This is a genomic window from Bradyrhizobium sp. CCBAU 25360, from assembly GCF_028128695.1.
GTDB lineage: Bacteria > Pseudomonadota > Alphaproteobacteria > Rhizobiales > Xanthobacteraceae > Bradyrhizobium > Bradyrhizobium ottawaense.
Genome location: NZ_LBJA01000035.1, coordinates 84,902 through 104,107, shown reverse-complemented (window position 1 = coordinate 104,107; position 19,206 = coordinate 84,902). Strand labels below are relative to the sequence as shown.

At 63.6% G+C, this 19,206-nt stretch carries 23 protein-coding genes; 14 read left to right on the top strand and 9 right to left on the bottom strand.

Annotation, left to right across the window (positions count from 1 at the left end):
- Positions 1-56: 56 nt before the first annotated feature.
- From XH81_RS12315 to XH81_RS12305, 3 genes are all read left to right on the top strand, one after another.
- Entirely contained in the window at positions 57-1,085 is a 1,029-nt protein-coding gene (locus XH81_RS12315) for an IS110 family transposase (protein ID WP_271596212.1), read from the top strand.
- 263 nt (positions 1,086-1,348) lie between these two features.
- Positions 1,349-2,098, top strand: coding sequence for an SOS response-associated peptidase (locus tag XH81_RS12310; RefSeq protein ID WP_038949273.1), 750 nt, complete (start codon positions 1,349-1,351; stop codon positions 2,096-2,098).
- A gap of 73 nt (positions 2,099-2,171) precedes the next feature.
- Entirely contained in the window at positions 2,172-4,328 is a 2,157-nt protein-coding gene (locus tag XH81_RS12305; protein WP_212477377.1) for an exonuclease domain-containing protein, read from the top strand.
- Positions 4,329-4,540: 212 nt separating this feature from the next.
- On the opposite strand, the gene XH81_RS12300 is transcribed toward XH81_RS12305, so the two are convergent.
- Entirely contained in the window at positions 4,541-6,232 is a 1,692-nt protein-coding gene (locus tag XH81_RS12300; protein WP_271596211.1) for a recombinase family protein, read from the bottom strand.
- A 240-nt stretch (positions 6,233-6,472) separates the two neighbouring features.
- Between XH81_RS12300 and XH81_RS12295 the strand changes: the two genes are divergently transcribed.
- Positions 6,473-6,742 (top strand): hypothetical protein, encoded by a 270-nt coding sequence (locus tag XH81_RS12295; RefSeq protein WP_038949275.1) that lies wholly within the window; start codon positions 6,473-6,475, stop codon positions 6,740-6,742.
- Here XH81_RS12295 and XH81_RS12290 read toward each other — a convergent pair.
- The 4 genes from XH81_RS12290 to ku form a co-directional block, all read right to left on the bottom strand.
- A complete protein-coding gene (locus tag XH81_RS12290; RefSeq protein ID WP_085971794.1) occupies positions 6,728-6,898 on the bottom strand; it encodes a hypothetical protein in 171 nt (56 codons plus the stop codon). The two genes, XH81_RS12295 and XH81_RS12290, sit on opposite strands and share 15 nt — an antisense overlap.
- 188 nt (positions 6,899-7,086) lie before the next feature.
- Positions 7,087-7,383 (bottom strand): hypothetical protein, encoded by a 297-nt coding sequence (locus XH81_RS12285; RefSeq protein WP_038949276.1) that lies wholly within the window; start codon positions 7,381-7,383, stop codon positions 7,087-7,089.
- 263 nt (positions 7,384-7,646) lie between these two features.
- The gene (locus tag XH81_RS12280; RefSeq protein ID WP_312015371.1) at positions 7,647-8,402 is read right to left on the bottom strand and encodes a DUF72 domain-containing protein; all 756 of its coding nucleotides are present in this window, start codon (positions 8,400-8,402) and stop codon (positions 7,647-7,649) included.
- A 13-nt stretch (positions 8,403-8,415) separates the two neighbouring features.
- Positions 8,416-9,339, bottom strand: a complete 924-nt coding sequence (gene ku / locus XH81_RS12275; RefSeq protein ID WP_038949278.1) for a non-homologous end joining protein Ku — start codon at positions 9,337-9,339, stop codon at positions 8,416-8,418.
- Between the two features lie 167 nt (positions 9,340-9,506).
- On the opposite strand from ku, the gene XH81_RS12270 reads away from it, so the two are divergent.
- Positions 9,507-9,737 carry a hypothetical protein gene (locus XH81_RS12270; protein ID WP_049806610.1) on the top strand — a complete coding sequence of 77 codons (231 nt, stop codon included), beginning with the start codon at positions 9,507-9,509 and terminating at the stop codon, positions 9,735-9,737.
- A complete protein-coding gene (locus XH81_RS12265; RefSeq protein WP_038949280.1) occupies positions 9,730-9,978 on the top strand; it encodes a hypothetical protein in 249 nt (82 codons plus the stop codon). Before XH81_RS12270 ends, XH81_RS12265 begins: the two co-directional genes overlap by 8 nt.
- A gap of 505 nt (positions 9,979-10,483) precedes the next feature.
- Here XH81_RS12265 and XH81_RS12260 read toward each other — a convergent pair.
- The 3 genes from XH81_RS12260 to XH81_RS12250 form a co-directional block, all read right to left on the bottom strand.
- Positions 10,484-10,654: a hypothetical protein gene (locus XH81_RS12260; RefSeq protein ID WP_193375314.1), complete on the bottom strand. Its 171-nt coding sequence runs from the start codon at positions 10,652-10,654 to the stop codon at positions 10,484-10,486.
- Positions 10,655-10,891: 237 nt separating this feature from the next.
- Positions 10,892-11,137, bottom strand: a complete 246-nt coding sequence (locus XH81_RS12255; RefSeq protein ID WP_038949281.1) for a hypothetical protein — start codon at positions 11,135-11,137, stop codon at positions 10,892-10,894.
- A 33-nt stretch (positions 11,138-11,170) separates the two neighbouring features.
- A complete protein-coding gene (locus XH81_RS12250; protein WP_038949282.1) occupies positions 11,171-11,395 on the bottom strand; it encodes a hypothetical protein in 225 nt (74 codons plus the stop codon).
- A 543-nt stretch (positions 11,396-11,938) separates the two neighbouring features.
- On the opposite strand from XH81_RS12250, the gene XH81_RS12245 reads away from it, so the two are divergent.
- The 5 genes from XH81_RS12245 (at position 11,939) to XH81_RS12225 (ending at position 16,283) form a co-directional block, all read left to right on the top strand.
- Positions 11,939-12,097, top strand: a complete 159-nt coding sequence (locus XH81_RS12245) for a hypothetical protein (protein ID WP_157158080.1) — start codon at positions 11,939-11,941, stop codon at positions 12,095-12,097.
- 12 nt (positions 12,098-12,109) lie between these two features.
- Complete coding sequence (locus XH81_RS12240; RefSeq protein ID WP_271596210.1) at positions 12,110-12,670, top strand: sensor histidine kinase; 561 nt, start codon at positions 12,110-12,112, stop codon at positions 12,668-12,670.
- 254 nt (positions 12,671-12,924) lie between these two features.
- Positions 12,925-14,745 (top strand): DNA ligase D, encoded by a 1,821-nt coding sequence (ligD, locus tag XH81_RS12235; protein WP_271596209.1) that lies wholly within the window; start codon positions 12,925-12,927, stop codon positions 14,743-14,745.
- Positions 14,742-15,239, top strand: a complete 498-nt coding sequence (locus XH81_RS12230) for a hypothetical protein (protein ID WP_049806612.1) — start codon at positions 14,742-14,744, stop codon at positions 15,237-15,239. Before ligD ends, XH81_RS12230 begins: the two co-directional genes overlap by 4 nt.
- 147 nt (positions 15,240-15,386) lie before the next feature.
- Positions 15,387-16,283, top strand: coding sequence for a 3'-5' exonuclease (locus tag XH81_RS12225; protein ID WP_038949287.1), 897 nt, complete (start codon positions 15,387-15,389; stop codon positions 16,281-16,283).
- Between the two features lie 6 nt (positions 16,284-16,289).
- Here XH81_RS12225 and XH81_RS12220 read toward each other — a convergent pair whose 3' ends face one another.
- Positions 16,290-16,472 (bottom strand): DUF3606 domain-containing protein, encoded by a 183-nt coding sequence (locus tag XH81_RS12220; protein WP_038949288.1) that lies wholly within the window; start codon positions 16,470-16,472, stop codon positions 16,290-16,292.
- 201 nt (positions 16,473-16,673) lie between these two features.
- On the opposite strand from XH81_RS12220, the gene XH81_RS12215 reads away from it, so the two are divergent.
- Genes XH81_RS12215 through XH81_RS12205 form a run of 3 tightly spaced genes read left to right on the top strand, consistent with a single transcriptional unit; the run spans position 16,674 to position 19,201 of the window.
- Entirely contained in the window at positions 16,674-16,958 is a 285-nt protein-coding gene (locus tag XH81_RS12215) for a hypothetical protein (RefSeq protein ID WP_244429150.1), read from the top strand.
- Positions 16,959-18,638 (top strand): DNA polymerase/3'-5' exonuclease PolX, encoded by a 1,680-nt coding sequence (locus tag XH81_RS12210; protein WP_038949291.1) that lies wholly within the window; start codon positions 16,959-16,961, stop codon positions 18,636-18,638.
- Positions 18,638-19,201 carry an MOSC domain-containing protein gene (locus XH81_RS12205; protein WP_038949292.1) on the top strand — a complete coding sequence of 188 codons (564 nt, stop codon included), beginning with the start codon at positions 18,638-18,640 and terminating at the stop codon, positions 19,199-19,201. The genes XH81_RS12210 and XH81_RS12205 overlap by 1 nt, the downstream gene beginning before the upstream one ends.
- Positions 19,202-19,206 lie beyond the last annotated feature (5 nt).

Below are 19,206 nucleotides of genomic sequence, written 5' to 3'. Positions count from 1 at the left end.
TCATCCCCACGGTTTGATGGCGCCCTCGGCGTCACGGAAGATGAGAGGAAAGTCTAATGAATATTCCCGTTCGTATCGGCATGGATACTTCGAAGTCGGTGTTCCAGCTTCACGGTGTTGATGAGAATGAGGTAGTGGTCGTTCGGCGCCAATTTCGGCGAGCCGAGATGATCCGCTACTTCGAGCGGCTTCCGCCAGTTCTCGTCGCCATAGAGTCCTGCGGCAGCTCGCACCATTGGGGGCGCCTGCTGCAATCGTTTGGACACGAGGTAAAGCTAATCCCACCTCAGTATGTGAAGGCCTACGTGAAACGCGGCAAGAACGACGCGGCCGACGCCGAGGCGCTGTGCGAGGCGGTCACCCGGCCCAGCATGCGGTTCGTACCGGTGAAATCGAAGGAACGGCAAGCGGCTTGCATGTTGATGACCGTGCGAGAACGCCTGGTCAGCGTGAAGTCTCAGCTCTCCAATGCTTTCAGAAGCTATGCCGCTGAGTTTGGTATCGTCGGCCCCGCCGGCCGGCAGAACGTAGCCGCACTCATCAAACGTGTGCTGGAAGACGATAGCCTGCCGGAAATGGCGCGGGATCTCTTCCGCTTTCAGGCGGACGAGTATGCCGCGGTTGAAGCCCGCCTGGCGAAGATCGAGGCCAAGCTGATGAAGTGGCATCGCGAGGATGACATCAGCAGGCGTATTGCGACAATTCCCGGCATCGGTCCGATTGGGTCGTCGATGCTCAGCATGAAGGCACCGCCGCCCGAGACGTTCAGATCGGGTCGCGACTTTGCGGCATGGCTCGGACTGACACCCAAGGATCATTCAACTGGCGGCCGGCAAAGACTCGGCGGCATCACAAAGGCTGGAGATTCTGTACTGCGATCGACGTTGATTGTCGGTGCCACCGCGCTGCTGAGGCATATCCGCAAGGGTCGTCATAAGCCCACACCATGGCTCGCCTCACTGCTGGAGCGAAAGCCGCCGAAGTTGGTTGCGGTGGCATTGGCCAACAAGTTTGCCCGCATCGCTTGGCGCTTGATGATATCGGGCGGCGTGTACAACCAGCCGGTAGCAGCCATGCCGACTTGATCTGAAATCGGACCGCGAGCGAGGTTGCTCGGCGGATTGCCCACGAACTTGCAGGACGCAGTAGATGGAAGGACCGATCGGTCGATACGCGCGAGCTTCCGAAGATTACACTGGCACCACGAGTGTCGCCCATGTGCTTGGAGCGTGCGTAGCGAACACCATCTCGGCCAGCGGACTTTGTCCGCGCAAACAGGCCGGACATCTGATAGCAAGCGATCTGGTCAGAAGTCTGCTACAATCCTGGCAAGTGGGGGGCCGTCCACATCTGCAATCTCTATTCGATCACCACCAACCAGGCCGCCATCAGCGCGCTGTTCCGCGTCGTCAACCGCTACGTCGGCAATCTCGCGACGATGCCCGGCGTCTTTCCCGACTACACGGCGCCGATCGTCCGCAATGGCGCTGCAGGTCGGGAGCTCGCGACCGCCCGATGGGGTATGCCGTCGTCGTCGAAGGCGCTCATGGACGCGACGAAGAAGCGGGCCGAGAAACTGCAGGCAAAGGGCAAACAGGTCGATTTCAAGGAATTGCTCCGGATGGAGCCGGATTCCGGAACCACCAACATCCGGAACGTGACGTCGAAGCATTGGACACGGTGGCTGGGCGTCGAGAACCGGTGTGTGGTGCCCTTCAACTCATTCAGCGAGTTCAACAAGGCCGAGGGCGGCGACATCTGGTTCGCGCTCGACGAGACCCGCCCGCTGCTTTGCTTCGCCGGCATCTGGACCAACTGGACGTCGGTCAGGAAGGTCAAGGAAGGCGAGACCACCAACGACCTGTACGCGTTCCTTACGACGGAGCCGAACGCCGAGGTCGGCGCCATCCACCCGAAGGCGATGCCGGTGATCCTAACGAAGCCCGCCGAGGTCGAGACCTGGATGACCGCGCCGGCGGAGGAAGCCCTGACGCTGCAGCGGCCCCTACCGGACGGGACGTTGAAGATCGTTGCTCGGGGCGCGAAGGAAGACGCTGCGCCGGCGACCACCGAAGTCCACGGCTCGAGCTACCTGTAGCGCCTAGGCGCTTGACTCAGAGGACTTCTCTCGAACAAAAATAGAACAAACGATTCCTGCCGCGAAGGTCTGCTTGGCCAAACTGCCCCAACTGCCCGTCTACTATTACCTGAACCACTTCACCGAAATGCTGGGGTTCGTGCAGCGGACGTACGCCTCCGTGCTTGGTCCGGAGCATCACGCGTTCGTAGCGCGGTTCGAGGGCCTTACGAGAGATGCGCGATGCCTCTTGGTCCGCATGATCAACAGGCGGGGTGCCATATTCAACCGATCCCTGTTCAGCTACCCCGAGATCGATGACGTCGAGAGTGCGGCAGCCGATCTGACCGCGGCCGGTCACGCACGCGAGCTCGGCGAGGCAGACTATGCGGCCTTCGTCTCATCCCTGCCGAAGGACATCCTCGTCACCGGAGCGCAGGCGGCGGGGCGAGGAGACGTCCGCAAATCCTGGCCGAAGCCGAAGTTCGTCGACTACTACCTGGAGCGCATCCCTTTTTCGGTCGCCGCGCAGCACTGCGGCGCCCGCAACTTCATCGCGCTCGACGGGACACAGCCGATCGAGTTTCTGCTCTACCTCTACTTCGGCAAGACCGAGGTGGATCTGAAGAACTTCGCGCTGCGCGACCTGGGAATCCTCCGCACCAACCAAGAGACCTCGTTCAGCGCGCGCTTCACCGATGCCGAGGAGGCGCTCGCCTCGTTCCATTACAGCAAGGTTCTGGACAGTCTGGAGGACGGATCGGAGCCTGCCCACAGACGGGCGGCCGTCGACGTGCTCGGCGGACCCGCCTGCATGACCCAGTTCGCCGCCGATCTCCGCAGCCGAGCCGCGCATCGAACTGGGCTTTTCTTCGAGAAAGCAGGCGAAAGGGATCTCGCCCTTACGCTTTATCGGGCGGGGTCTTCGCCGGACTGCAACGAGCGACTGGTCCGACTGCTCTACAATGAGGGCGACAAGACAGAGGCCGAAGCGCTGCTGCAGCGCATGATCGATGATCCCGCCAGCGACGAAGAACACCTTTTCGCTACCGACTTCTATGCCCGCAAGTTCGGCGGACGGCGCACGGGTCTCCACACCGAACTTTTGCGGTCCGGCCGCACGATCACCGTAGACGACACTCATCGCGGCAATCCCGAGGCGGGCGTCGCCGGCGTGCTGCGGCGCGAGGGCACCAAGGTTTTCTTCACCGAGAATGTGCTGTGGCACAGCCTGTTCGGCCTGCTCTTCTGGGACGAGCTCTTCGAGAGCACCCGGATGCCCAGCGGGTTCGATTGGCTACCTCACTGCCTGAAGGATCGCAGCTTCCGCCGGCTCTTCGCCGCGACGATCGACGAGAAGCTGGCAGCCATCGCATCCGGATCCGCCCTCCCGTTGATCCTCCGCACCGTCGCAGCGAGATGGGGCCGCCCGAACGGGATCTTCGGCTGGGATCACGTGCAAGTGGAGGCGCTGCGCGCGCTGCTCGAAGGGTCCGATCCGGCTGGCGTCGCCAGCATCCTCGGCAGCATGTGCGACGACTTCCGCGGCATGCGGGACGGCTTCCCCGACCTCATGTTGGTCCAGGACGGCAAGGCGTCCTTCATGGAGGTCAAGGCCGAAGGGGACGTGATCCGCCGCAATCAGCTGACCCGCCTCCGCCAACTCGGCGACGCCGGCATTGTGGCCGAGATCGGTCGGGTCGACTACCGCTTCGACCCCGAGCAGGATTACGTGGTGGTCGACATCGAGACCACCGGCTCATGGTCGAACGGAGACCGCATCACCGAGATCGGCGCGGTGAAGGTCCGCAACCACCAGGTCGTGGACGAGTGGCACTCTCTCCTCAACCCGCAGCGTTCCATTCCAGCCAAGATCGTCCAGCTGACCGGCATCACGAACGAGATGGTTCGCGACGCGCCTTTGTTCGCCGAAGTCGCGGATTCCTTCATGCAGTTCATGGCCGACGGCATCTTCGTCGCCCATAACGTCAGCTTCGACTACGGTTTCCTCTCCTACGAATTCGAGCGGATCGGGCGGCGCTTCAGATTTCCGAAGCTCTGCACATGTGCCGGGATGCGGCGGCGCTATCCGGGACACAAGTCCTACGGACTAGGGAAGCTCTGCGAGATCTACGGCATATCACTCGACAATCACCACCGCGCCCTATGCGACGCGCGGGCCTCCGCCCAGTTGTTGAATCTCATCAACCAGAAACGGAGTGAGGAGAGATATATCGGCGAGGCCGCCTAGCGGTTCGAGCAATGGGGCGACTTGGAGACGACCCAGAAAAATTCCGATAAGGCGAAATTTTGTCTTGCTCCGTCGGGCAAAACAGTGGTTCATAACGCGCTGGTCCTAGCGAGACGAAGGAGCCAGCCCGATGGCGAATGACGTGGACACCTCCTCGGAATTGTCCAAGATCGCGAAACTGAACGGTGACTTCCGAAGGAATTACGGCACTCTCATCGGTGCAATTTTGTACCTCCGCACCGTGAGCGCCGCCCGCCGAAGCCCTTGGCTGTGGGCTGGCCTGATCTCGATCGCTTTTTCGGCGGTGCTGAGCTGGTTGGGGCGGCACGAGTGGATTTTGCCAGCGTTGCTTTGATGGCCGCGAACAGTGTCTCCCTTTCCCGGTAAAGCGCTCCGCGATGGCGGCGAAGGGAGCTTGATGCAAGCCAGACGTAGCGTCCCGACCTCAACGAGGCAGGCAGTAGAACGTAATCCTCGATCTCGCGATTTGCCGCATCCAACCGCATCACGGCAAGCAGGCCGGATGAGATCTGCCTTCGATAGGCCTTCCATTGCGCAGCGTGATCCGTTCCCCGTCGCGCCAGCCGTCGCGCGACGAGAAACGAAACTACGCGCCTGCCTTCGACATCGACGCCGATCCCTTCCTGAGCGAGCTCCGGCCGAAGACCAAGGTCCTTTCGCAACACCTCCGCGAGCTCGGTTGCGTGCCTCGCCTGTTCGGCAGCCCAAAACTCCCGGGTGCCGATCCAGTCGCAGTCGCGCGGCGACACGTAGCCGATCAGCGCATAGGCCTTCCGCAGTGAACCGAAGTGCTTCACGTAGGAGGAGACGTGATTGAGTCCTAGGGTTTCGTTGATGATGCGGGAATTGAGCTTACCGCGCCGACGGAGCGCAAGGCGAAGGCGCAGCAACATCTCGTCTTCCGGAATCTCCACGCGGCGCTCGGCAAGCAGCTTCTGTGCGCGTGCGAAGATGCCCGGGTCCACGATAGGCTCGATCGCCGCAGCGCCCCGGACCCAGGCGTGATCCGGGTTTTTAACCAGCTTCTGCCCTAAGCGTCGCGAGGTACGGTTGTAGACGGTCTTGCCGATGTAGTTCTCGTTCGCGAGGATGGTCGGGATCATGCCGTCGGTCCACGGCCGACCGTTGTGATTGGCGATGCCGGCATCGTTCAGTTGGCGCCGGATGTCGCTGTAGGATTTCCGGCCGTTGACGAACTGGTCAAAAATGATCCGGACCACGGCTGCCTCCTCGACGGAGCCGGGCTGCAGTCGAACGCGGTCCGATTGCAAAGCCTTGAACTGGCCCTTTTCGAGGAAGCCCTTCGGATGCTCGCTCTCGTCGACCATCAAGCGCCGGAGGCCGTAGCCCACGGGAGCGCCGACGCGGTATCCAAGGCTCGCGACCCGGCAGTGCCCCGCGTGCACCTTGACCGAAAGTTCTCGGCTCCACTCTGCGGCCATACCGCGCTTTAGGCTCTTGGCGATTCCGGAGACGAATGTGCCGTCGTTCTTGAAGAGTTCGGCGCAGTATTCGACCTGCACGCCGCTCCGCTTGCACAAGAATTCGTAGTAGGCACTCTCGTCGACGTCCTGGAAGCGGCCCCAGCGACTGACGTCGTAGACGAGGATGTGGTCGAAGTCGGCTTGCCCCGACTGCACGTCCTCAATCAGCTCAATGAGACCCGGCCGTCCCTTGATCCGGAGGCCGCTGCGGCCCTCGTCCGAATAGGTGCGGACGATTGTAAGAGCGTTCGCCTCGGCATAGGTGGCGATTGCTGCCATCTGATTCTTGATCGAGTAGCGTTGGAGTTCCCTCGACATCCGGACGTATTGCGCGGCGCGACGCGCTCGGGTCCGCCTCGCCAAGCCTGTCCCCTTGGGAACGACGAGCCAGTTACCCATGCACCCCTCCTGCTACTTCAGAGGCACCAAGCCTAGCAAATACACCTCGCGCGTTCGGGCTGGCAACGCCGATCAAACTCGAGGCGGCCCGTTCCATCGGGCCAGCGCCTCTGGTTTATGCACAGCGACGCGGAACAGGGGGACAACCCTCAGCCCTACCGTTTGCGAATCTCTGACCCGTGCTAACCGCCCGGAACTAGCAGGAGGGCGGATAGATTCGTCCTGGCAGGAGCGACCTCGATGCCGATGACGGAGGAAAGGCGACCGGCGATCCGGACGCTGCGCGGCTGGGCGATCCACGTGCTGCAGGAGGCGGGCGCTATCCGCGAATGCGAGGAGCACGGCTGGGCTAGGGATCGGGCCGACCCTCATGCGCGCGATCACGCATTGGACATCGCCAGGCAGGAGCCGCCCGAGGGTTTGTCCCCGGACCAGGCCGCCCAGGAATTGCGCGACGTCTTGAATTCTATCGGCGATACGTGCCCTGAGTGCCTTTCAAGTCCCGATTAGTTCGGCTGTCGCGCTTTTCGCGTGGCAACGGATGCGGGCGAGTTCGAGCCAAGCCTGCGCGAGCCGGAGCCAGCGCTGCCGTTCGGAGCCATCCGCCAGGACGGCTTCCTTGATCGCCTCTTCCGCACGGCCCTTAGGATCGAACTCGTCACCCATGATGCGGAACGTCGTAGCCTACTAAGGTAAACGGCCGGTGGCGCTCAGCTCCGTACGAATCCGGGGGCGGTCCCGCACGCCTCCGCCTCCAGCCGCACTGCGGAGCATCCCGTGCGCGGCAGCGTATCAAGACGATCGGACGAGATCGTCCGGACTGTACGCCGCCCTAGGCCGACCCGGGCCCCGCGTCACTTGCTTTCGGGCTTCTTGGCCGGCGGGCCGCTTTTGTTGCCCGGCAGCCCTTTGATGTTGGACGTGTCCTGCTGCTGCACCGTTGGATTCTGTTGGTTGAGCGTGGTGCTGGAGCCGACCGTATCGCCAGGCTTGGCAGCAGGACCATTTTTGTTGCCGGGTTGGCCCGCGATGCCGGCGCCCGAGTTCTGGGCGCTTGGCGCGGTCGAGACGTCGGGTGTTGTGGTTTGGGCAATTGCGGCCGGCGCCGAAAGTGTCAGAGCGAAAGCAAGTGCGCTTGCGACAGACCTCATGACTGATCCTCCCTTTTGGGGCTTCGAAGCGCGTCTCGCGGCTCCGATCAGTTCGAACGTGCAGTTGCCGCCTGCGTTCCTCTTCAACTCGCCGCCTGAAGCCGCGGCAGCTTCCGTTCGTCGACCTGCATGAGCTCGTGGTGGAAAGTCCGCGCTGGCTGGCAAGAAGATGTCGCCGAATAGGAGAGGCGCAGGCGCGCGAAATTCAAGGGCTCTCGGTAAATGCAGGATGTGAGGGAAACCGACTTCTGCCAAGAGGCCTTTCAAGGGCGCAAATCGAGTGCGTTCTGGAGTGCTGCGCCGGCGGCGGTGTTGTCGAAGATGCACCAGGTCTCGCCGGACGGTGCAGCACCGAGGCGTGACTTCAGTGCGCGAAGGTATGCCCCGTCGTAGGCGGAGTAGTAGATACGCGGCGTTCCGTGGAGCCGAAAATAGCGCAGTCCCGGCCACCCGCCCGGCAGGTCGGCATCTGGCACGCGCGCCGGGTCCGCAGCGACGCGGCTGATCCGATGCTCCCTGAGCCAAGCACCGACCTCGGGCGTGAACCAGCTGACGTGACGTGGTTCGCACGCGAGAGCGGCTGAGGTCCCTTCCCGCAGTGCGCCGAACAGGAATTCCGCGTCTGACTCAACGAACATCTTGCGAGGCGCAAACTGAACGAGCAAAACCCCCAGCTTCGCACCGAGGCCGGCGCTTTCTTCGATGAACCGATCGAGTTCAGGTCGCGCAAGCCGTGACGAATGAGTGACAGATTTCGGCACCTTCACCGAGAAGCGGAAATCATCCGGCGTCGCGCTTGCCCATTTCTCGTAGGTCGAACGCCGGTGCGGCTTGTGAAACGATGAGTTGATCTCGGTGGCGTTCAAGACCCGCGCGTAGCGCTCAAGGTGGCTACCTGCGCCGCCAACCCTTTCCTTGCAGTTTTGAGGAACATTCCACCCCGCTGTTCCGATCCGAAGCCCAGCCTTGACATGCGCGTCCTCTTCCCGTGTCAGTCCGCAACTGTCATCAGGAGCCACGGGATTCCGGACCTCAAGCCGACTTCCGCCGCGCTCCTGCTGCAGGCTTCTTCGCGGCATCCTTTGCAGGCTTCTTGCCGGCTATCGGCATCAGCATCTCCTTCTGGCCAGCTGACGCCTTCTTCGACTTCTTGCCGGGCTTGGCCTCCGTGGTCGGTGCGGCTTCTCGCCCGACGCTCTGTCGCAGCGCTTCCATTAAGTCGACGACGTTCTCGCCCTTGGGCCGTTCCTTTGGCCGGATGGCCTTGCCCGCGCGCTTCTGGTTGATGAGATCGATCAGCGCGGTTTCGTAATGGTCCTCGAATTTCTCCGGATCGAACCGCCCAGCCTTCTGGTTCACGATGTGCTTGGCGAGATCGAGCATGTCCTTAGTGACCTTCACGTCCTGGATCTCGTCGAAATACTCCTGCTCGCTGCGTACTTCGTAAGGGTAGCGCAACAGGGTGCCGACAAGGCCCTTGTCCATCGGCTCCAGCGCAATGATGTGCTCGCGGTTAGTCAGCACTACCCGCCCGATCGCGACCTTGTCCATCTCGCGGATGGTCTCGCGGATCACTGCGAAGGCGTCGTGGCCGACCTTGCCGTCGGGGCGGATGTAATAGGGGCGGATCAGATAGCGCGGGTCGATGTCCGACCTGTCGACGAACTCGTCGATCTCGATGGTGCGCGTGGACTCCAGCGCGATCTCCTCGAGCTCCTCCTTGGTGACCTCGATGAACTGGTCCTTCTCGAGCTGGTAGCCTTTAACGATGTCCTCGTTCGGCACCTCATCACCGGTGTCAGCGTCGACCTTGAGGTACTTGATGCGGTGGCCCGTTTGCCGGTTGAGCTGGTTGAACGAGATCTTCTCGCTCTCGGAAGTGGCCGGATAGAGCGCGACCGGACAGGTCACCAGGGACAGACGCAGGAAGCCTTTCCAGTTAGCGCGGGGGGCCATGTACGCAGAACTCCGGTTCGAGGCGGCTTGGATTCAAGACGAACGGCAGGCGGCAGTTCCGACAGTCCAGCCGCCGATCCCGGAGATTCATTCAGTGCCCGCTGCCGCGCCATGGGAATTCGGCGGGAGCCTCTTGACTCCTCGGAACAAAGCGGGAACATAATCGGATGAACGCCACGTCCGACCAGGCCGCATCGGCCCCTGACGGTCTTGAGGCCGCCGCGGACCAGGCGATCGCGGCCTGCGGAGGCGACGCCCGGCAAGCCGTGAAGGCCCTGATCGTGGCCAACGACTTCCTCGAGACCCAGCTCGAAGAGCTCCGGTCGAAGGTGTCCACCGGCTACGCCCGCGGACGGCTTCCAGGAGCGCGAGAACGCAAGGATGAGGCAGATGGCTGAGGTGACCTACTATGTCGCTCTACCGTTCGTTTTCTCCGACGACGGCGTGGCCGCCGGGGAGCCCGCGGAGTGCCTGAGCGCCAACGCCGCGGTGATGAGGGCCGAGGCGCTGTCCCGAAAGCCCGGCCACGCTGGCGCCATCGCGTTCAGTCGAACCGGAGATCCGTCGAGCGGGGACTTCAGCGACGCCAGGCTGATCCGGAAGTTCGGCGAGGTCCCGGACGATCTGAGCACGCTGTGAAGCTCGACTGGATGAGAACCGAGATCACGCGCATGCGCGGGCAGATCCGAGCTCAGGGGTGCGCGATCCGAATGCTGCAACGGGCTGGCGTCGCGACCGCCGCGCCGAGCTCCTGCTGGACCGGATGCGGGCGAAGGTGGACGACCTCTGCCGCGAACGGGATACCCTGAGGAAGGGGCCCCGAGAGGACTGCTGCAGCCACGCGAAGTTGAGCTGGCTCAAAGCGAACCGCACCGGCTGGTCTAGAGTTGGTTTCGTACCGAGCGGCATGAGCGCGCGCTCCGGTGCTGTTACGGTTGCGGAGACCCGGACTCCTAGGCACTCCGGGCTCCGCCTCAGTTTTGCGACCGCAGACACGGTGTCGGCTCCGAGAGCGACCCGCGGGCATACGTTCGATGGAACGAAGCCCGGACCTGCGGGTCGGACGGCCAAAGCATTTGACAGTTTTGAGAGCGCGATCGGCCTCGGCGGCAATACGGCTGCCGAGGCCGATCTGCATTCCGTCCTATTCCGCACTCGGCGTGGCGGCCGCGTCTCCTGGCGCCAGCAGACTAAGCGCCGTCTCGAGCTGCGCGAGCAGCCGTTCGATCTCCTCGCGTTCGTTGGGACCGGGATCGTGCTCCAGCCGCTCCATGAGCGCCTGCTTGCGCGCAAGCAGCTTTGCCAAGGTCGACATCGCACCTCCCGCGTGTTGGGCGTCTACAAACGAATTGGTGCTCCACCGAGCAACTTGCCAGTCCCTGAGCGGACGAACCGGATCAGGCGGAGCGCTGGGTCCGATCGGCCTCGCTTCGCTCTCCGAGCAGCTTGCCGGTCGTGCTGCTCAGCGCTTCCTCGATCATCGGGTCTTCTCGTCTTCCATCGCCTTCCCGGCCCGCTTTCTTCGAGCGGGTTGCGGTCCTTCGCTCATGCGTCAGCCGTCCTTCAGCGCGTCCTTCACTTCGCTCGCCGGCCAGCTCCCGCCGGCGGGCCGGACACGCACCTTCGCGCTGCCTCCGACCAGCTCGTGCGTGGCCACCTCGTCCTCGGATTCCACCACCGTCAGATCGGTCTCGGGCTTCCAGTCGAGCGTCAGGTCGAGATCGCCCGGAAAGATCTGCCAGCGCGAGCCGTCTTCGAGCTCGACGATGTGGCTCTCGGAGTGCGAGCGGATCTTCATTCGAGGCGTCCCTGAGGCCAAGGCCCGCGGCCGCTATTTCCGCCCTCCGGGCGCCTGGGCATTCGAGTCGTTCGGGTTCTTCTGCTTGTTGGCCTCATGATGCCCGATCACGCAGCCCGCGGCGGCACCAAGCTTGCCGTGCCCGGCCATATGGCCCGCAACGCCGCCGACGATGGCGCCCTTGATGCAGCCCTTTGCGTTCGCCGGTGAAATCGATGCCAGTGCAACCAGGCACGCAGCGGCCAGGATAGGTTTCATGATCGTCTCCACTTTCAGGTTGACCTCTGATCCATCAAGTCGCCCGTGCGAGGTGCGTTCCGAGGGCCGCGACTCCGGCGGCCCATCCAGTCACGCAGCGTCTCGCCCGCGACCGGCGAGATACGGCCCCGCAACGCGCAGCCGTCCAGCTTCCTCGCTGCCGCAGCGCGAGCAGCGAAAGGATACCTCAGGCTGAGCAACCATGCTTCTCTGCGCGCTCACGGCCATCGGCCACGCACCGCATCGGGGACACTTCACCAGCAGATCGTTGGTTTCCAACATCGCGACGGCTCCTCAGTACGCCCCACAGCTCCGCCAACGACCAGAAGAATCCCCCGTTCCCTGCGCCTCGCGCAGGACTGAATAGCCGTTAGCTTCGAGCCGACCGCGCCCCCTTCTGTACCAAATGATACAAACGCCTGCCGTGGCCGTGCTATGGTGGCCGAAAGGGGCTCGGCTCGCGTGGTAGATCGTCTGAAGGACTCACTCGCCGGCTTGGAGCCGCCCGCCTGCGTGAACTGCAGGGTCGAGATGATATGGATCATGTCGACGCTGGTTCGCCAATCGTCGGCAAGCACGATTTTGCATCGCTTCGTCTGTCCACGTTGCAATGGCGTGAACGACGTAGAAACCGAGTTCAAGCCGATACGCGTTCTCCCCGACAAGCTGACGAAATGGCGCGGAGCGGCCAACGCGGCTTGAGACGCATAGGCAATGGGGAGCGCACGTTGTCGATCGGAACATGGAGCCCGGAGGGCACGTTGCTCCGATGAAAGCGATCCGGCCGTACAAATGGCGATCGCGTCGGCGGTGAGCCGGGTGGACGTGGTCGCGAAGGTCCACGACCGCTTGCGCGATACCGCCGACAGCAGCCGCATCGCGCTCGCGCCGTACATCCAGTCCCTGTGCGGGAGCCTCGCCGACTTCCATCGCGGCGTCCGCGCCATCACGATCGGCGTTCGCTGCGACCATATAGAGGTGCGAAGCTCGCAGGCGGCCTCGATCGGGCTGATCGTCGACGAACTCGTGACGAACTGCTTCAAGTATGCGTTTCCGGAGAGGCGCAGCGGCGCAGTGCAGGTTGACGTTCGCGCCAGGAACGGCCACGTCCTAGTGACGGTGCAGGATGACGGCGCGGGCTGTCCGGCCGAAGTCAAGAGCGGGCTAGGCACCCGGCTCGTCAGCCTTCTCGCGACGCAGATGAAGGGCACCGTGGTGAGACGGCCTCTTCCGCAGGGCTGCGAGGTGCAGGTCTCCCTCGCACTCGACGCCTGACTCCCGCGCGCATCAAATTGAAGCTGGCCGGGACCGCAGACCGGTTGTCATAGACCGTGGAGAACGACCCAGCCATTGACCTGCGGCGGAGACCCGCGTGGCAAGCAGGCTGATCCGGAGGTCGGCGACGCCTCACGATCTGAGGGGCAGGGCGCTCCCGTAGGGCAGCCGCTGCACCGATCCCAGCGACTCGCTGCCAACCCCCGGCCGCGGCGGCAGGACGGAACGATTCCGGCGGTGCGCGTTGAGTCCGCATGTGTGCCGTGGCGTTGCGTCAGTCTCGTTCGGGAGTACCGCGCGTTGCCGGCGCGCGCAAAGCTGCTATTCCAGGTTATATCGAGCCGTGTGATCCCACGTTGCGCGAGAAACCGCCACGTGGTCAGGATTGGGTCTACGAAATCAAGGCCGACGGCTACCGTGCGCAACTGCATCTGGAAGCTGGCGATGTCACCGTCTATTCGCGCACGGGACTCGATTGGACCGAGCAGTTTTCCTCGATCGCAGCCGCGGCTCGCGAGCTGAAGGCGAAGAGCGCGATCATCGACGGTGAGGCCGTCGTCTACGGCCCGGGCGGCCTGCCCGACTTCCAGCAACTTCGGCGCGAGCTCGGGCGCAAACGCAGCGAGCGTGTGCGCTATCACGCCTTCGATCTCCTGCACCTCGACGGGTACGATCTACGCGGGGCGGCGTATGAGGATCGCAAGCAGTTGTTGCACGAGCTTCTGAAGGCGGCGCCGGAGACCTTCATCTACGTCGAGGCTCTCGAAGCCGACGGAGACAAGGTCTTCTTGAAAGGTTGCGAGCTCGGTCTCGAAGGTCTGATCGCCAAACGGCTCGGCCAGCTCTACCGCTCGGGCCGGCAGGAGACCTGGATCAAGCTCAAATGCAAGAAGAGCGAGAGGTTTCCGATCGTCGCGTTCGTCGAGAAGCTCGGAGCTCACCCGCGCAAGATAGCCTCCCTTTACGTGGGCCGCCGTGAGAACGGCAAGCTGCTCTACGCGGGCAAAGTGCGCACCGGCTACACCGAGGCAGCCGCGCGCGAATTGCGCGAGCGGCTGGATCCGCTGATCCGCCGCACATCGCCGCTGGACATGAAGGTCAAGAAGCCGAAGGCCACCTGGGTCGAACCGAGCGTGAATGCCGAGGTGGAGTATGGCGCGCTGACCGACGATGGCCTGCTGCGAGAGGCCGTCTTCAAAGGACTTCGGGACGATCTTCCGATGCGTAAGGTGAAGGCGCCGCGCCTGGTGCCCTCTTCCGGACGGCCGAAGCTGGGCATTCCCAAGGAAAACATCCTGCAGCTTCTTCCCGACGCGGTCGTGCCTTCCAAGGAAGAGCTTGCGGACTACTGGGAGCGGGTATGGAAGAAGGCGCTCCCGCATCTCGGCCACCGGCCTCTCAAGATGGTGAGGCACCTTCACGGCACCACTTTCTACCACAAGGGGCCGCTTCCGAAGGATATTCCGGAAGCCGTCCACCAGCTTCGCATCCAGAAGCGCGAGGGAGGCCAAGGCACGCGCCTGTGGGTCGACAGCCTGGATGGCTTCCTTGGCCTGGTGCAGATCGGAGCCGTCGAGCTGCACCCCTGGAATTCGACGATCGAGGATATCGAGCACGCGGACCGCATCGTCATCGATCTCGATCCCGGCGACGGCGTTGACTGGGGGCAGGTCGCCGACACCGCGCTCGAACTCCGGGCCTTCATGAGGCGCGAAGGACTGAACGCCTGGCCGAAGCTGACTGGCGGCAAGGGCATCCATCTGGTGGCCCCGCTTGATACGCCGATGCTGCACGATCAAGCGCATCGCTTCGCGCGCCGCCTCTGTTCCGACTTTGCCGCGCGCCAGCCCGAGCGCTACCTCCTTTCGGCGCAAGCGAGGCGCAGCGGCCGGATCTTCCTGGATTACCTGCGCAACGGACGCGGCACGACCGCCATCGGCACCTATTCGCCGCGAGCGCGCCCATCCTTTCCGATCGCTGCGCCCGTCACCTGGGCGCGCATCGAGAATGGCGTCAGGCCGGACGCGTTCACGATGGACAGCCCATTTCGGGCGAAGCAAAGGAGGCCCTCATGACGGACGCCTTCGACCGTTGGATCGAATGGGCCAACAAAAAGCCCGGCGACAGACCAGGGCTCCCGTCCGAGATCCACGCCACTCTCGCCTCTCTCCCTCGAGAGGATCGTGTCGACCGGCAGAAGGTCAACGCCGCCGTCGAACATCGGGCCGAGCTGACTCGGACCGGAAGGACGGCCTGGCTTTATCTCAACGACTACGAGCATGGAAAACAGCGGAATGTCGGCGATCCGGAATGGGTAAAGGTGTTCGCGTCCGCAGAGGCGGCCGACCGATGGTTCGACAAGCACGATCCGGAGGGCGTTGCCTGGGAATACGAGGTCGATGGCGGGCAGCGGCAAACTTCCGTTTGGATCCATCTAGCCGATGAGAACTCCCGAGCGATCGGCGACGCCTCCTGGGCCAAGCTCTTCGCCTCCAAGCAGGCCGCCGACAAGTGGCTCGAGCAGAACGCTCCCAACGGTAGGGCCTGGTCATATCCGGTCGACGATTGAGCTGAGCACAAGCGCGCGGGCATCGGTTGGTCCGGGGCGAAGCGGCAGCCCGCAGCAGGGCTCTAATGGGCCGATGCCAGCCGAAAAGCCCGTGAATCGCTTGTTTTTCAAGTACCTCCTGGCGAGATATCGTGCCAAGCCATATCCATGCTTCGGGACACCACGAATCTGGCCGCGATGGCGGAGGCCTTGAGCCGGTCGGCGGACTACCGGGTGCTGCGGCGCCTGGTGCCGCGGCCCGCGTACCAGCCGACCGTCGGGCAGGATTGTAGGACGGGCATCCTTCTGGACACCGAGACGACCGGCCTCGACCACGCCAAGGACGAGATCATCGAGCTCGGGATGGTTAAATTCGACTACGCTGCGGACGGGCGGATCATCGGTGTCCGCGACACCTTCTCCGCCTTCAACGAGCCTAGTGTGCCGATTTCCGCGGAAGTGACGGCACTCACGGGCATCACAGATGAAGACGTGGCCGGCCACAAATTCGACGATGCGGCTGTGACCTCATTCGTCGACGACGCAGTCATCGTGATCGCACATAACAGCAGCTTCGACCGGATGTTCGCGGAGCGCTACTGGCCTGTGTTCGAGCACAAGGCCTGGGGCTGCAGCATGAGTGAGATCGACTGGCGCAAACACGGCTTCGCGGGCTCGCAGCTCGGCTATCTGCTGCACGGAGCCGGCTACTTCCATCAGGCGCACCGGGCGGTCGACGACTGCCACGCTCTGCTGGAGGTTCTCGCTCTCGAACTGCCGACGACGGGCTCGCCGGCGCTGGCCCTGCTGCTGGAGACCGCCCGCAAGCCGACGATGCGGGTGTGGGCGGAGCAGACCGCGTTCGAGCTCAAGGACTCGCTGAAGCGGCGAGGCTATCGCTGGAACGACGGGAGCGACGGGCGCCCCAAGTCCTGGTTCATAGACGTCCACGAGGCCGCTCTCGACGACGAGATCGCCTTCCTTCGTACCCAGATCTACATGCAGGACGTCGAGCCAACCGTGCAGAGGCTGACCGCCTTCACGCGGTTTTCCGGCAGGATTTGACGGAATCTAGCGGCCGAGGCGCTTCTCGACGCGCTTGCGGGAATTCCCGACCTTCTTGACGGCTTTCTTCACCGCCGATGCCGAGCGGCCGGTCTTCTTCGCTTCGTAGCGGATTTCATAGTCCTGTCCCTTGGCTACCCGCGCTCGGTCCTGTTTGCGCCCTCGCGCGGTCTTCTTCTTTGCAGCCATCGGGTACTCCTATCGCGAATGATTAATGAGGGTGCAACGCCGCCAGGATTCGCAGGTTCCACACCCGTTTCCTACCTGCCGGCTGACGGGCCGGGTTGTTGCGGCGAGCGCCGTTTATACGGCCCATGAGCTGCTCGCCGCGTCTCCCGCAAGCTGGAGGCCCGCTTCCGAACCATAGACGACAACGGACGTTATCGAATCATGTCAGATGCCTTTGACTATTTTCGTGCCTATGCCGTCCGGGCTCTGTGCAAGGCCCGCTCGATGCCGCAGGGCAAGATGAAGCACCTGCAGCTTGTGGTGGGACGAATTTATAACCTCCTGAAGAAAGAGGCCGCTTACGCTCCAAACATGCAGCACCTCGAGGACTTCCGCGCAGCGCAGAAGCTCGAGAGGTCGCTCGATCGGGAGGCTGACGTGGTCGCGAGCGATCGACGTCGTGTCGCTCCACCGGCATCGCAGCACATGGGGCGGGAGGCTCATTGAGTGCCAGCCCTCGACACCCGCGCGGTAGCAGGCCTCCTTCGAGAATATGCGCAGCGCAGCGCCTTGCGCGGCGGCAATCCGTACCGCGTAAAAGCCTACGCTCGGGCCGCGGATAGCCTGACGGCTCTTGCCGACCCGCTCGATGTGCTCATCGCCGAGGACCGGCTCACCGAGATCCCGGGCGTCGGCGATGCTATTGCCGACATCATCACCAAGGTTCACAAGACGGGCAGTCACCCCAGCCTCGAAAAGCTGCGGAAGGAGATTCCGGCGGGCGTGCTCGAGATGCTCGCTGTACCCGGCCTTCGTCCGGAGAAGGTGCTGCGCCTGTACAAGGATCTCGGGATCGGCTCGCTCTCGGAGTTGGAGGCCGCCGCCAAGGGCGACCGCATCAAGAAGGCGAAAGGACTCGGCGCCGCGCTACAGACCAAGATCCTGCAGAACCTCGCGATCGCCAAAAGCGGAGAAGGCCGCCTCCACCTGCACCGCGCTGCCGCGCTGCTCGCGCATTCGAAGGACTCGATCCGCACGTCACGCCCCGAACTCAAGCGTGTGACAATCGCCGGCGATTTCCGCCGCGGCTGCGAACTCGTCGGCGATCTCGCAATCGTTGCGGAGGCTGCCAAGCCGGACAAGACGTCCGTGCCATCGGCCGAAGGACTGCAAGTCCGCGTGTCCGACCGAAAGCACTTCGGTGCTGCCCTTCTCTTCGCCACCGGCTCCGCCGCTCACATCGAGCAGCTCCAAGCCTTGGCCGCCGAGAAGGGCATGCGGCTGGACCCTGGCGGCCTGCACGAGGGCGGCACGCTGATCGCCGGCGAGGAGGCGGACATCTACCAGGCGCTCGGGCTGCCCTTCATCGATCCCGAGCTCCGCGAGGGCCGCGGCGAGCTCGAACTGGCTCTGAAAGGCAAGCTCCCGAAGCTCGTCACCGACCAGGACCTGCGCGGCATTCTTCACTGCCACACCGATGCCTCCGACGGCACCGAGACGCTGGAGACCATGGCTAAGGCCACGCGCCAGCGCGGCTTCGAGTACTTCGGCGTGGCGGACCATTCCAAGTCTGCCCACTATGCCGGCGGTCTCTCCGTTGAGGTGATCGCGCAGCAGCACCGGGAAGCCAATCGACTGAACAAGCGCTTTGGCAAGGACTTCCGGATCCTCAAGGGTATCGAGTCCGACATCCTGGCGAACGGGTCGCTCGACTATGACGACGACGTTCTCGAGCGCTTCGATTTCGTGGTCGCCAGCATCCATGGGCGCTTCAAGCTGGATCGCAAGGCGCAGACGCAGCGCCTGCTTCGGGCCATCTCCGACCCTCACACCACCATCATCGGCCACATGACGGGGCGGCAGCTCCAGCGACGGCCGGGCTACGAAATCGACGTAGAGAAGGTGCTGCGGGCGTGCGCCAAGCACGACGTTGTGGTCGAGATCAATGCCCACCCATGGCGTCTCGACCTGGACTGGCGTTGGCACCAGGCCGCCCTCGACTTCGGTTGTATGCTGAGCATCAATCCCGACGCGCACTCGATCCCCGAACTCGACCACATGCACTGGGGCGTTCAGATGGCCCGCAAGGGCGGTGTCCCTGCCGACCGGGTCCTGAACGCGATGACGCTCCCGGAGATCACGCGCTATCTGCGTCAGAAGCGGCGCTCGCTCGCGCGCGCCGCCTGATGTCGCAGGGGCACGATCTGGCGCTCGCGGGCAGGGTCGTGGCGGTCGCCGCCGAGCGCGGGCACCACTTCAGCAAACCAACTCAGGAGCGCATAATGCTGGTGCAAGGCCACGGCGTCGAAGGCGACGCCCACGCCGGCCCTTTCGTCCGGCACCGCTATTTGGCACGCCGCCGGCCCCGCCTGCCCAATCTCCGGCAAGTCCACTTGATCCCGTCCGAACTCTTCCCGTCCCTCCTAGAAGCTGGCTTCGAGGTTGGCGCAGGCGACCTCGGCGAGAACGTCACCACCGCCGGATTGGATCTCGAACGGATGCCACTCGGGACCCTGATTGAGCTCGGGCCGTCCGCGGTCGTCGAGCTGACGGGCCTCCGGACGCCCTGCGTCCTCATCGACCGCTTCCGATCTGGCCTCAAGCGGCAGGTCCTCTCGTCGGCGCAAACGGGCCCTCCGTTCAAGTCCGGGGTGCTGGGCGTGGTACGGGTTGGCGGGACGGTCGCGGCTGATGATATCGCGCGGGTTCGCCTTCCATCCTCCTCGTTTCGGCCGTTGCCGGCCCTGTAGAGAGA